This is a genomic window from Desulfomonilia bacterium, assembly GCA_036567785.1.
Lineage (GTDB): Bacteria > Desulfobacterota > Desulfomonilia > UBA1062 > UBA1062 > DATCTV01.
The window spans coordinates 1-12287 of the sequence record DATCTV010000024.1; the positions used below are offsets into that span (position 1 = coordinate 1).

Sequence of the window (12287 nt, forward strand, 5' to 3'; positions counted from 1 at the left end):
TATCTGCATAAAAATGGTAGTATGTGCATAGATTTCTTGCAGATTTTGATTTTCAGGAGGGCAGATGATACCGAGGAAAGATGAGCAGGTTCAGATGGGTTTGTTCAAGGAGGATCTGTCTGAAATGTTCAACCCGAAACATCCGTTATAAAGACCCCTGCACAACTTCCCATGAAGAACTGTTGGAATAAGGGTGTTTATTGTTTCCGACAGATCCCTCAAATATGCTATAAAGGCTTATAAATAGAGTATTTGGGGAGGATATGATGTCGACGTTTTTCATGCTTGGTGCTGAGGAGAAGTTGAGGAACAACAAGCTGATGAAATTGAAGGACCTGATAGATTGGACTGCATTCAGGAAGAGCCTGCCGGGCATACACAAGAATGACATTGATCCCCAGGGCGGACAGAAACCTTATGACCATTTGAAGATGTTGAAGACCGTATTGCTCAAGGAATGGCACAGTCTTTCTGATAAGGACATGGAAGAGGCGTTGAGGGTCAGGATAGATTTCATGGCTTTCACCGGATTCGATCTTGCCGAGGACATGCCGGATGAAGCGACTATATGCAGGTTCAGGAATGCTCTTTCTAAAAGAGGTTTGGATAAGGTTATCTTTAAAGAGATCAACAGGCAGCTTGAAAGACATGGGTTAAGGCATCCGGAGCAGTAATAGATGCAACGCTTATCGAGTCGTCAGCAAGACCGAAAAGAATTATTGAAGTTGAAAAGGACAGGGAAGAAACCGGAGAACGCATAGACATACAGGAATATAGCGATCCTGATGGCAGTTGGCTGAAGAAAGGGACCAGATCTTACTTTGGATACAAGGGTTTTGCCGTTGCCGAAGACAAAGGGTACATACAGGAGGATTCGGCCAATGTTCCTGAAGTGAGAAAGCTTGAGGAAATGCTTCCATCCATAAGTGCTGAAATCCTTTATGCGGATAAGGGATATGCTTCCGAAGGCAACCGTGAATTGCTCAAGGATAAATTCAAAGACGGAATAATGCATAAGGCCGCCAGGAATCATCCACTTACCGAAGGGCAGAAAGAAGCCAATAAGCTTATCTCCAAAGTTCGCTACATAATAGAGCAGGACTTCGGGACTTTGAAAAGGCGATTTGATTTTACCCGGGCATCATACATGACAAGAGAAAAAGTCGAAACGCAGTTCAGGTTGAAAGCGATCTGTCTGAACCTCCTGAAAGCCGTAAACAGCATGACGCTTCAGGAATGTTTATCTTGAACAAGGGAGAGGTGCGTCCAAAATAAGGCAAATGGGAAAAAACAAGGCAAATAAAACGGGGTAGAAAAGAAAAATCAGGTGAAAAACCCCGTTCACCTGATCATCGCTGAAAAAAGTCGGGTTGTGCAAGGGTCTTTTAAATGTAAATAATTAGAGCCCTTTGTTTTATGAACGGATGCATATCTTGCCCTGATACATGCCATCATTAAAATCCCCCTTTATTGATAAAGAAACCAAAAAATTATCAGCGTTGAATTTTATTATAATTCCCGTAAGTCATTTGGCAAGAATGATACAGCTATTTATTTAAAGTTACTGGACACATATGTAAAAACAGAAATGTTCCTCAAAAATACTGGTGATGTATTTTATTCAGTCTTTATGTCAATGAAGACTCCCGGCAAGGTTGAGAATCGTAACACCTGCAATCACAAGAAGTATCCCGCCTAATTTGATAATGTTCATGCTTTCGCTGAAAAACGCTATACCTATCAGTGTTATCGTTGCTGTCCCGACACCGGACCAGATTGCATAAGCTATTCCCACCTCTATTTTTTTAAGTACGAGCGACAGCAGGTACATGCTTGCAATATAAAACACAATCATCAAAACAACTGGCAAAACCTTTGAAAAACCGTCTGAAAGTTTCAGAAAAGTCGTCCCTGCAACCTCAAAGAATATTGCCCCTGCAAGAAGTACCCAACTCACATCTATCACTCCAGATAATCCTCGAAACCCGGGGTGTCACTGTCAGGCTTTTTGGGCTCGGATTTTTTATCCGCAGCAGATTCAGTTTTCTTTGCAGATATTTTCATATCGAGCATTTTTTCGGTTTTGTTTTCATGTTTCAGATAGTCTGTTTCAACAACATCAGATATTTCAAGCATTCTCTTAACCAGGTCTTTGATTTTGGAGGCTTCTTCCTTGATGCCTTTGATAGTGACATAAGTTTCCGTCTTGATCGATTTATCCCTTAAAAGCATGTCCAGTTTCAAAAGGATTGTCGTAAGTGGGCTGTTTATTTCATGGTTGGCTGCAATTGCGGTCTTGGAGACTGCCGCCAGCCTTTCAGCCTTCAGGTTCTTGGCAACTAGGGTGGCCCTTTCGATTGCGTGGCCTCCGACTTCTGCAATGGTCCTTAAAAGAAGAGTCCTTTCCGTTACATCTTCGTGCTGTGCCTCAAGAGGTGTGGATTCAATCACCCCGATAATGCTGCCTTCCACCTTTACAGGCGCATATATTATTCCGCCCTGTTTCGGGAATATACCCTGGGTCTTGTCGAGAACATCCTTTGTCGCATTCGTAATGCCCGAACGTGTGGAGACGCCACCCTGTTCAATTAAGCTTTCCGTAAACAATATCCGCATGCCCGAAAGCCTTACAAGGCATCTTATACTGGAAGACCCCATGATAGTGAGCGCATTCGATGTAAGTATTTCGGTAATCTCCGAAAGTTTCATGGATGATTGCAACTGGCTGGACATGCGGTTAAGCCCGGTCAGCTCGACCGTTCTCCTTTCCAGTGCAAGCTTTTTCTGCTCGAGATCAAGGCTCATCCTGCCAAGCTGTGTATTGGCTGCCTGCAGTATCTCAAAATATGTCTTTGGTTCTATCTTGGGGATCCCGAGTTCGTCACTGATAGCCGTGACACTGTCTTTAAGCTCAAGGGATATTTCCTGTAACTCCTTGTTGCCGAGGCCGGCTTTACCAAGAACCGCCGGGTCGATAAAATCGGCCGAGTGTGTGCTTATTCCGAGTCCGAGATGGTTGGTGATCTTGTCTGCAATATTTACGATTGCACACAGCATCTCATCCCTGGCGTCAAGCATATCGACCTCAGGCTGTTTATGATGTGCTCCTACCGCTTCACACAACACTTTCGGCAGATTCCATTTCTCGATGAGTTTTTTGCCGATGTCCGCATGGTTTATTCCGATAATGCTGTTCTCACACTTTATTATATCGGTCGTACCCGAATTTACACGTTCGATAATCTCCTGATATTCACCGCCAAGGCATATGTTCTGATCCAGCACTATCTTGCCGATGTCATGAAGGAGCCCTGCCGCAAAGGCATCCTCTTCGCATGCCGGCAGCGTTTTCGCCGCAATCATCCTGGAACAGACGGCGCATGAAATGCTGTGCTGCCAGAACCTGTAGAGGTCAATGACATTCTTCTTATTGCTGTTAAAAAGATTTATGACCGAGATGCTCAGAACAATACTTCTTAAGACATTCATGCCCAGAAGGACTACGGCGCTTCTGATTGTGGAGATCTCCTTGATACGGTGATAAAAAGGAGAGTTGGCAACCTTGAGGACTTTAGCCGCAAGCGCGGTATCCTTTTCAACCATGCCTGTAAGATTCTTTGCATTCGCCCAGTCGTCAAGAGTCCTTTCCATTATTGCAGATGCTATCGAAGGCAATGTCGGAATCTCGATTTCATCAAGTATCCTGTCGATATTCGCTGGTGTCACTTTCAACATGGGTATTCTTATCGAAAAACAAAGCAATAAACTTGAGTGATAAGTTGAGTCTGTGTTATTCTGGCTTAAATGACACTACCCCGTGAAAAAACCCGAAGAATCTTTGTTGGGGGGGTACAGGTCGGAGGCGGTGCCCCTGTAACCGTTCAATCTATGACCAACACCCTGACAACCGACATCAAGGCCACGTGCGCACAAATTGCGGCGCTTGAAAAGGCAGGGTGTGATATTGTCAGGGTAAGCATCCCCGATGAAGAATCCCTGGCGGCGTTTGCCGAAATTAAAAAACAAGCCGGTATTCCAGTTGTTGCAGATATTCATTTCGACTACCGCCTTGCAGTGGGTGCCATCATCGCCGGTGCCGACTGCATAAGAATAAACCCCGGGAATATAGGCTCAAGGGATAAGGTCAGAAAGGTTGCCAAGACTGCAATTGAACACAACGTCCCGATACGGGTCGGCGTAAACATGGGATCCGTGAAAAGGTCCGTGCTGAACCGGTTCGGAAAAGACAGGGTTGGCGCGCTTGTAGAAACGGCACGGGAGCAGGTCATGATACTTGAAGATTTCGGGCTTGATGCGATGAAGGTGTCCCTCAAATCTTCCGATGTCCTTGAAACGGTCTCGGCATACAGGCTCTTTTCCAGCATTTCAGACAGGCCTTTGCATCTCGGGGTGACCGAGGCCGGTACCATGTTTTCAGGTGCCATAAGGAGCGCCGCAGGAATCGGGATACTCCTTCATGAAGGCATCGGTGATACGATTCGCGTTTCCTTGTCCGCTGATCCTGTAAAAGAAATCGTGGCAGGTAAAGTCCTTCTTGAATGCCTCGGGCTCAAGAAAGAGGGCATAAGGGTTATCTCATGCCCCACATGTGCAAGGGCCAATGCCGACGTAGGGGAAATAGCATCCGCACTGGAAGACAGCCTTTCGGGAATCAAGCGCCACATGAGCGTTGCTGTCATGGGCTGCATCGTGAACGGACCGGGAGAGGCCAGGGATGCGGATATCGGGGTCGCATGCGATAAAAAGGGCGCCTTGCTTTTTATGCATGGCAAACCCATCAAGAGAATAAACAATAGCGAGATAATAAAAACAATAACAGACGAGATCGAAAAGGAGTTCAAGGAATGAAGTTTTCAGGCATGTTCTTAAAGACGATGAAGGAAGACCCCAGAGACGCCGAGGTTGCCAGCCACAGACTGATGCTCAGGGCCGGAATGATAAAAAAGCTGGCAAGCGGCATCTATTCCTGGCTTCCATACGGCCTGCTGGCACTAAAAAAAGTGGAAAAAATAATACGCGAAGAAATGAATGCCGCAGGCGCCCAGGAGGTACTGATGCCTGGAGTCCAGCCCTGCGAAATCTGGCAGGAAAGCGGACGCTGGGACATCTACGGCAAGGAGCTTTTGAGATTCAAGGACAGGAAAAATGCCGAATTCTGCCTGGGACCCACGCATGAGGAAGTAATTACGGACATGGTAAGATCCGAGTTGAACTCCTACAAGGATCTTCCTGTAACTCTCTATCAGATACAGGCAAAATTCAGGGATGAGATACGTCCGCGTTTCGGCGTGATGCGCGCCCGTGAATTCATGATGAAGGATGCATACTCCTTTGACAAGGATGACGAGGGCGCGGAAAAAAGCTATGAATCCCAGTATAAGGCATATGAAAAGATATTTGAACGCTGCGGACTCAGATTCAAGGCGGTTGAGGCCGATTCAGGGCCTATTGGAGGCAACTTCTCGCACGAGTTCATGGTGCTTGCCGATACCGGTGAAGACATCATCCTGAGCTGCACACAATGCAGCTATGCGGCAAATGTGGAAAAGGCAGAAATCAAAAGACCGGAAAAGGAGCAGCACGCCGAAGTGACGGGAAATTCTCCAGAGAAGGTGCATACTCCCGATATCAGGACGGTCGAGGAAGTCTGCGAGTTTCTGGGCATAGAGAAGACCTCCCTTGTCAAAACCATGATTTACAATACAGATAAAGGCCTTGCCGCCGCACTGGTCAGGGGCGATCACGAGGTGAACGAGGCAAAGCTCAGATGTTCCCTCGGAGTCGATAACATTGAACTGGCCGATGAGGAAATGATCGCCAGGGCAACCGGTGCTCCCAGAGGATTTGCAGGGCCTGTCGGGCTTAAAGTCAGGATAGTGGCGGACATCTCCCTTGACGACGGGCCATATGTAACAGGAGCCAACGAACATGATTACCACCTCAAGAATGTATGGCTCTCTCGCGATGCAAAAATTGAAAAATCGGATGATATCAGGAATGCGCTTCCCGGTGATGCATGCCCGAAATGCAGCGGTATTCTTGAAGCCATCCGGGGAATTGAGGTCGGCCATGTATTCAAGCTGGGAACCAAATATTCAAAGACAATGCATGCCGAATTTCTTGACGAAAAGGGCGATCTCAAACCAATGATCATGGGGTGCTACGGGATAGGCGTAAGCAGGGTTGTAGCCGCCGCAATAGAACAGAACCATGACGGTGACGGCATTATATTCCCTCTTCCGATTGCACCTTTTGCGGTAATAATTCTCCCTTTGGATTTAAGAAATCCCCAGGTTGTGGCAACAGCCGAGGATTTATATTCGGCGCTTACGAAAACAGGGCTCGATGTGCTGATTGACGACAGGGATTTAAGGCCGGGTTTCAAGTTCAAGGATGCCGATCTCATAGGTATTCCATACAGGGTTACAATCGGTTCAAAGGGGCTTGCGGAAGGCCTCATAGAGATAAGGGAAAGGGCGACAGGCAATGTGACCAAAGTAAGTCCCGCCGAGACCCTTGAAACACTGGCTCAAATGTTGAAAGAAAAAGGAATGATTATTGACGGTAAGAATTAACGATATTCTTGACGCTGTCACTGCCAGCGAACCCGATGCCGACCTACGTCTGATTGAAAAGGCCTACGTCTTTTCCGCCCGCGTCCATCAGGGACAGACGAGACTGAGCGGAGAGCCATATCTGAATCATCCCCTTGAAGTTGCATTGCTGACGGCAAGGCTCCATCTGGGGGCGGTGGCAGTCGCTGCCGCTCTCTTGCATGACACGATCGAAGACAGCCTTACAACGGTTGATGACATCAGGAATACCTTTGACGACGAAGTTGCCGTTATTGTCGACGGGCTTACAAAGATAAGCAAGATTCATTTCCATTCTCTCGAGGAGCATCAGGCCGAAAATTTCAGAAAAATGCTCCTGGCCGTAAGCAAGGATTTGAGAATCCTTCTGATAAAGCTGGCTGACAGGCTTCATAATATGAGGACACTTGATCATCACAATCCGCAGGCCCAGCAGCGGATAGCCAAGGAAACCCTTGATATTTATGCCCCGCTCGCCAATCGTCTTGGAATTCACTGGATGCAGATTGAGCTGGAAGAACTGAGCATCAAGTATCTCGACCCGATCGGTTACAACACGGTCAAATCAAAACTCACCGCAGTCGCCAAGGAAAAGGAAAGTTATCTCGGCGACATAATGGGAAGGGTCAAAGCCAAGATCGAAGAACAGGGTCTTAAAGCCGAAGTCACCGGAAGGATAAAACACATCTACAGCGTATATCAGAAACTGAAGAAACAGGGCATACCGTTCGAGGGTGTCTATGACATCCTCGGAATCAGGATTATTGTTGATACCGTTGCCGAGTGCTATGAGGTCCTTGGTATCATTCATTCCCTCTGGAAGCCCATACAGTCCAGGATAAAGGATTTCATCGCGATGCCCAAGACCAATATGTACCAGTCGCTTCATACTACGGTTTTCGGTCCTGTAGGCGAACGGATCGAATTCCAGATAAGAACCCGTGAGATGGACATGATTGCAAACGAGGGCATTGCCGCACACTGGCAGTATAAGGAGAGCACGGGTCTCACGGATCAGGACGGAAAAAAATTTACATGGCTGAGGCGACTGCTTGAATGGCAGAAGGAACTGCACGATCCGAGGGAATTCCTTGAAAGCGTAAAGGTCGACCTCTATCCTGAAGAGGTGTACGTGTTCACACCGAAGGGAGATGTCCACCGGTTTCCATCCGGTTCAACCCCGCTTGATTTCGCATATTCCATACACACCGAACTCGGTAACCAATGTACCGGCGCAAAAGTAAACGGACAGATCGTTCCGCTCAAATACAAACTCAAAAGCGGGGATGTTCTGGAAATCCTCAGATCCTCAAAACAGCACCCGAGCAAAGACTGGCTGAGAATAGCTGTAACAACAAGGGCAATCACAAAGATAAGGGCATGGCTGAGAACTCAGGAAACCGAACAGAGTATTGCGCTTGGAAGAGAAATACTTGAAAAGAAGCTCAAAAGCCTGCACATTCGAAAAGATATAGATTACAGCGATCTTGCCCGTGACTTCTCATACAAAAATGAAGATGATTTTTTTGCAGCAATCGGTTTTGGCAGACTGAGCGTTATTCAGATAATACACAAAATCGAACCGGATGCGCCAAAAGAGCAGTTAGAACACCCGAAAACACGTCAGCCCAAGAAGAAGAAACAGGAGGGATCAGGCATAATTGTAAGAGGTGTGGAAGATCTCCTCGTCAGGTATGCAAGGTGCTGCAAACCTATCCCGGGTGATGATATCGTGGGCTTTATTACAAGGGGCCGGGGAATAACGGTCCACAGAAGGAACTGTCCTTATGTAATACCGGAAGATCCCGGCAGGCTTGTCCCGGTCGAGTGGGAAAGTGATGCCAATGAGACCCATGAAATAGACTTTTCCGTCATCTGCGATGACCGGCCAGGCATGCTCAACTCGATCACCACCATCCTGGGCGGTCAGGATATAAATATATCCAGACTCAAAGCAACTTCACTTGCCAACGGAAGCAGTGTCTGCGTCTTCAGAATTATGATAAAAAATCTGGCCGAACTTGAAACCCTGTTCACTAAGATTAAAAAGCTGAGCGGAGTGGAAAAAATTGAAAGGCCTCTGTCCTGACGGGCCAGAAGCCTTTTTCTTTTATTCTGATATATCCAGGTTTAAGCTGCGTGCTTTTTGATTTTTCCTGACTTTATGCACTGAGTGCAGACCTTGACGCTTTTTACACCTTTTTCGGTTTCAATCTTGATCTTCTGAAGGTTGGGCAACCATACTTTTTTCGTTTTGTTGTTGGCATGGCTCACATTGTTTCCTGTCTGTGAACCCTTGCCGCACACTTCGCATACCCTGGCCATAATTTCGCTCCCTTGTTTTAAATATAAAAGATGGTGCCGAAGCCGGGACTTGAACCCGGACGAGCGTAGCCCACTACCCCCTCAAGATAGCGTGTCTGCCAATTCCACCACTTCGGCGTTTCGTGACCTCATACAAAATAAAAGGACATGCTGTCAATAAGGAATTCCTTTAACCGACCTGCTGAAATTCAGGGAGCAGCTGTCTGTTTTTCTGCAATCGGCCCGACTGCATCCCACCACTTTCCACGGGAACCTCTCTCCAGTTCTATTCCTATTTTAAAAAAACCGTTTTCAACATCATACCATCTGACAAGACCATAAAGAATCATATCACCCAGATATATGACAACCCTGTCTTCCAGCCTCTCAAGCATCCCCCCTTTCAATGTTGAAGTCGGTATCTTGATGCAGAGTCCCTTTTTTGTAACGTCCCTTGAAGTCCCGGAAACAAAATCAGTGCCAATTATTATTTTCAGGTCGACAGCCACCATAACGCGCTTGAGAGCCCTTCTGTCGAAATCCATTATATCAACCCTCCTTAGTTCTTGTATCACCAATATTATATTGATAAGAAAGCATGATGGTTTTGGCAAGGAATATAAGGCTCGTTTTTTCATACGACGGTTCGAATTTCTCCGGATGGCAGGTTCAACCCGGACTTCGCACCATACAGGAAACGATCGAGAGTGTCCTCGAAACCATCCTCAAGAAAAAAACAAGGATTAATGCGGCAGGAAGGACAGATGCCGGCGTCCATGCCTTTGGACAGGTGGCTTCATTTTTCTCGGATTCATCAATACCGGCTGACGCCCTGTTAAGGGCACTCAATTCCATGCTGCCTCCTGATATTGCAGCTACAGATGTTCAAGATGTCGGACCGGATTTTCACCCTCGGTATTCGGCAAAGTCAAAAACCTATATGTATGCAATCAACACCGCACCTGTCAGAAATCCCCTGTTTTCAAGATATGTACTTCATATAAAAGAGCATCTCAATATTGACGCAATGGCAAACGCGGCGGATTATTTTCTTGGAGAGCATGACTTTGCATCGTTCATGGGTGTCGGCACGCCTGTCAAGTCAACAATAAGAACGATAACTGAATCCACCTTATTTATAAGGGGTGATATGTTATACTATGCAATAAAGGGTAACGGATTTCTGAAGCATATGGTAAGAAATATCGTCGGGACGTTACTTGATGTAGGTAAAGAAAAGATCGATCCCCTGGACATTAACAGAATAATTGATTCAAAAAACCGTTCAGAGGCCGGTCCTACTGCACCTCCGCAGGGGCTATACCTCGTCGGCGTGGAATATTAGGAGAGATAAAAATGGCTAAAGTACTGATTACTGGAGGCTGCGGTTTCATTGGAACCAACCTGATCCGCTACATACTCTCAGAAGTGCCTGACTTTTCGATCGTCAATTATGACCTTCTCACATATGCAGGCAACCTGGAAAACACATCGGACCTCGAAACGCTACACCCCGGCAGATACAAATTCATCAGGGGGGATATTTCCGATGCCGCAAAAGTGAACGAGGTCTTCGAGGAAAACAAATTCGATCTGGTTCTCAACCTTGCGGCCGAGTCTCATGTTGACAGGAGTATAGAGGCGGCTGGAGTTTTCATTCGCACAAATGTCATGGGCACCCAGGTCCTGCTGGATGCGGCACAAAAATATAAAGTCAGCCGGTTTCTGCAGGTATCGACCGATGAGGTCTATGGTTCGCTGGGAGCGACAGGCGCTTTTACCGAAGACCTGCCTCTCAAGCCGAACAGTCCGTATTCGGCATCAAAGGCGTCATCCGACCTTCTTGTAAGGGCATATATCAAAACTTTCGGGCTCGATGCAGTAATAACACGCTGTTCCAATAATTACGGTCCTTACCAATTTCCTGAAAAGCTTATCCCTCTCATGATCGCCAATGCGCTGGAAGACAAGGAACTGCCTGTTTACGGCGACGGCAAAAACATACGCGACTGGATACATGTAACCGACCACGCCCGAGGAATAGTAACAGTTGCCCTCAAAGGAAAAACAGGCCAGGCATACAACATGGGCGGGAATGCGGAAAAGATGAACATCGAGATTGTCAAGCTGATCCTTTCACGTATGAACAAACCCGAAAGCCTTATAAAATACGTCAAGGACAGGCCGGGCCATGATTTCAGGTATGCAATGGATTTTTCAAAGATAGAAAAGGAGCTCGGCTGGCGGCCGCTGATGACATTCGAAGAAGGTCTGTCTTCAACCATTGACTGGTACCTTGCAAACAGGCCGTGGTGGGAAAAGATACGCACAGGGGATTATCTCAATTACTACGACAGGATGTACGGCAACAGATGAAGATACTCGTAACAGGCGCAAGAGGCATGCTCGGCAGCGACTTGTGCCCCGAACTCGCCGGCTGCGGACATGATGTCATCGAAACGGACGTTACATCGGATAAATATCTGGATATTACGGATGCAAAATCAATAAGAAGCATTCTTGCCGATGAAAAACCCGAATGGATCGTCAACTGCGCTGCATACACAAAGGTAGATGCATGTGAAACCGACGAAGAAACCGCCACCCTGCTGAACGGAACAGCCCCCGGATATCTCGCTGCCGAATGCGCCGCTTGTGGCATAAAGCTTTTGCACATAAGCACCGACTATGTTTTCGACGGCCGGAAGGAAGGACCATACAATGAGGACGACCCGGTCAATCCCATAAACGCATACGGCAGGAGCAAGCTCAAGGGAGAGCTTGCTGTTGTTTCAGGCATGAAAAATTATATGATCGTACGAACGCAGTGGCTTTTTGGTGAAAATGGGCCTAATTTCGTGGATACAATCCTGAAGCTTGCGAGAGAGCGCGGCAGCATAGATGTCGTGAATGACCAGTTCGGCTCCCCAACCTATTCAAGCGACCTGTCAAAGGCGATAAGGCTTCTCATTGAAAATGACGCAAGGGGCATATTTCACATATGCAACAGGGGAAAGACTTCATGGTTTGAGTTTGCTAAAAAGGCCGTTGAATTGTGTCTGATTCCGGCATCTGTCAATCCCGTATCCACGGAAGGATTTCCCCGTCCTGCAAAACGTCCGGCAAACAGCATCCTTTCGACAAAAAAATTTACGCGGCTGACCGGCAGGTTAATGCCGCCCTGGCAGATTGCGCTTCAGGAATATCTCAAGAAGACGAACAGACTATGTTCAGAAGATTCCCCCTGCGGAAAATGACCGTATAAGACAGTCAGCCGGCAAATGGCAGGAGATGACAGAGACACCCGTCTATTCTGGCCTGTAAATTCCGGATATCAAGTGCCGCAGCCCGCCCGAGGCAGGCTGCGGC

Annotated in this window: 12 protein-coding genes and 1 tRNA gene; 8 read left to right on the forward strand and 5 right to left on the reverse strand. The window is 47.1% G+C overall.

Annotation, left to right across the window (positions count from 1 at the left end; translation table 11 throughout):
• Nucleotides 1–263 precede the first annotated feature (263 nt).
• Together VIS94_05260 and VIS94_05265 are read left to right on the forward strand one after the other, a co-directional pair.
• On the forward strand, nucleotides 264–674 hold the full coding sequence (locus VIS94_05260) for a transposase (protein HEY9160477.1): 411 nt from the start codon (nucleotides 264–266) through the stop codon (nucleotides 672–674).
• Between the two features lie 44 nt (nucleotides 675–718).
• Nucleotides 719–1249 (forward strand): transposase, encoded by a 531-nt coding sequence (locus VIS94_05265; GenBank protein ID HEY9160478.1) that lies wholly within the window; start codon nucleotides 719–721, stop codon nucleotides 1247–1249.
• 384 nt (nucleotides 1250–1633) lie between these two features.
• Here the strand turns inward: VIS94_05265 and VIS94_05270 are convergent, their stop codons facing one another.
• Together VIS94_05270 and VIS94_05275 are read right to left on the reverse strand one after the other, a co-directional pair.
• Nucleotides 1634–1957: a multidrug efflux SMR transporter gene (locus tag VIS94_05270; GenBank protein ID HEY9160479.1), complete on the reverse strand. Its 324-nt coding sequence runs from the start codon at nucleotides 1955–1957 to the stop codon at nucleotides 1634–1636.
• Nucleotides 1958–1962: 5 nt separating this feature from the next.
• Nucleotides 1963–3735: an HDOD domain-containing protein gene (locus tag VIS94_05275; protein HEY9160480.1), complete on the reverse strand. Its 1773-nt coding sequence runs from the start codon at nucleotides 3733–3735 to the stop codon at nucleotides 1963–1965.
• A 69-nt stretch (nucleotides 3736–3804) separates the two neighbouring features.
• Between VIS94_05275 and ispG the strand changes: the two genes are divergently transcribed.
• The 3 genes from ispG to VIS94_05290 are packed head-to-tail and all read left to right on the forward strand — an operon-like array spanning nucleotide 3805 to nucleotide 8703.
• Nucleotides 3805–4869 carry a flavodoxin-dependent (E)-4-hydroxy-3-methylbut-2-enyl-diphosphate synthase gene (ispG, locus tag VIS94_05280; protein ID HEY9160481.1) on the forward strand — a complete coding sequence of 355 codons (1065 nt, stop codon included), beginning with the start codon at nucleotides 3805–3807 and terminating at the stop codon, nucleotides 4867–4869.
• Complete coding sequence (locus tag VIS94_05285) at nucleotides 4866–6596, forward strand: proline--tRNA ligase (protein ID HEY9160482.1); 1731 nt, start codon at nucleotides 4866–4868, stop codon at nucleotides 6594–6596. Before ispG ends, VIS94_05285 begins: the two co-directional genes overlap by 4 nt.
• Nucleotides 6580–8703, forward strand: coding sequence for a bifunctional (p)ppGpp synthetase/guanosine-3',5'-bis(diphosphate) 3'-pyrophosphohydrolase (locus VIS94_05290; GenBank protein ID HEY9160483.1), 2124 nt, complete (start codon nucleotides 6580–6582; stop codon nucleotides 8701–8703). The genes VIS94_05285 and VIS94_05290 overlap by 17 nt, the downstream gene beginning before the upstream one ends.
• 41 nt (nucleotides 8704–8744) lie before the next feature.
• Here VIS94_05290 and rpmB read toward each other — a convergent pair whose 3' ends face one another.
• From rpmB to VIS94_05305, 3 genes are all read right to left on the reverse strand, one after another.
• Nucleotides 8745–8939 (reverse strand): 50S ribosomal protein L28, encoded by a 195-nt coding sequence (gene rpmB, locus VIS94_05295; GenBank protein ID HEY9160484.1) that lies wholly within the window; start codon nucleotides 8937–8939, stop codon nucleotides 8745–8747.
• 31 nt (nucleotides 8940–8970) lie between these two features.
• A tRNA-Leu gene (locus tag VIS94_05300) sits at nucleotides 8971–9056 on the reverse strand.
• A 71-nt stretch (nucleotides 9057–9127) separates the two neighbouring features.
• Nucleotides 9128–9463 carry a PilZ domain-containing protein gene (locus VIS94_05305; GenBank protein HEY9160485.1) on the reverse strand — a complete coding sequence of 112 codons (336 nt, stop codon included), beginning with the start codon at nucleotides 9461–9463 and terminating at the stop codon, nucleotides 9128–9130.
• A gap of 62 nt (nucleotides 9464–9525) precedes the next feature.
• On the opposite strand from VIS94_05305, the gene truA reads away from it, so the two are divergent.
• The 3 genes from truA to rfbD are packed head-to-tail and all read left to right on the forward strand — an operon-like array spanning nucleotide 9526 to nucleotide 12175.
• Nucleotides 9526–10263, forward strand: coding sequence for a tRNA pseudouridine(38-40) synthase TruA (gene truA / locus VIS94_05310; GenBank protein HEY9160486.1), 738 nt, complete (start codon nucleotides 9526–9528; stop codon nucleotides 10261–10263).
• Nucleotides 10264–10274: 11 nt separating this feature from the next.
• Nucleotides 10275–11294 carry a dTDP-glucose 4,6-dehydratase gene (rfbB, locus tag VIS94_05315; protein HEY9160487.1) on the forward strand — a complete coding sequence of 340 codons (1020 nt, stop codon included), beginning with the start codon at nucleotides 10275–10277 and terminating at the stop codon, nucleotides 11292–11294.
• Entirely contained in the window at nucleotides 11291–12175 is an 885-nt protein-coding gene (gene rfbD / locus VIS94_05320) for a dTDP-4-dehydrorhamnose reductase (protein HEY9160488.1), read from the forward strand. The genes rfbB and rfbD overlap by 4 nt, the downstream gene beginning before the upstream one ends.
• Nucleotides 12176–12287: the final 112 nt, after the last annotated feature.

What these genes read in the sequence shown, in the direction of transcription:
- rpmB (HEY9160484.1), bottom strand. Translation starts at nt 8,939, where the DNA reads ATGGCCAGGGTATGCGAAGTGTGCGGCAAGGGTTCACAGACAGGAAAC.
- rfbD (HEY9160488.1), top strand. Translation starts at nt 11,291, where the DNA reads ATGAAGATACTCGTAACAGGCGCAAGAGGCATGCTCGGCAGCGACTTG.
- VIS94_05260 (HEY9160477.1), top strand. Translation starts at nt 264, where the DNA reads ATGATGTCGACGTTTTTCATGCTTGGTGCTGAGGAGAAGTTGAGGAAC.
- VIS94_05275 (HEY9160480.1), bottom strand. Translation starts at nt 3,735, where the DNA reads ATGTTGAAAGTGACACCAGCGAATATCGACAGGATACTTGATGAAATC.
- VIS94_05305 (HEY9160485.1), bottom strand. Translation starts at nt 9,463, where the DNA reads ATGGATTTCGACAGAAGGGCTCTCAAGCGCGTTATGGTGGCTGTCGAC.
- ispG (HEY9160481.1), top strand. Translation starts at nt 3,805, where the DNA reads ATGACACTACCCCGTGAAAAAACCCGAAGAATCTTTGTTGGGGGGGTA.
- rfbB (HEY9160487.1), top strand. Translation starts at nt 10,275, where the DNA reads ATGGCTAAAGTACTGATTACTGGAGGCTGCGGTTTCATTGGAACCAAC.
- VIS94_05285 (HEY9160482.1), top strand. Translation starts at nt 4,866, where the DNA reads ATGAAGTTTTCAGGCATGTTCTTAAAGACGATGAAGGAAGACCCCAGA.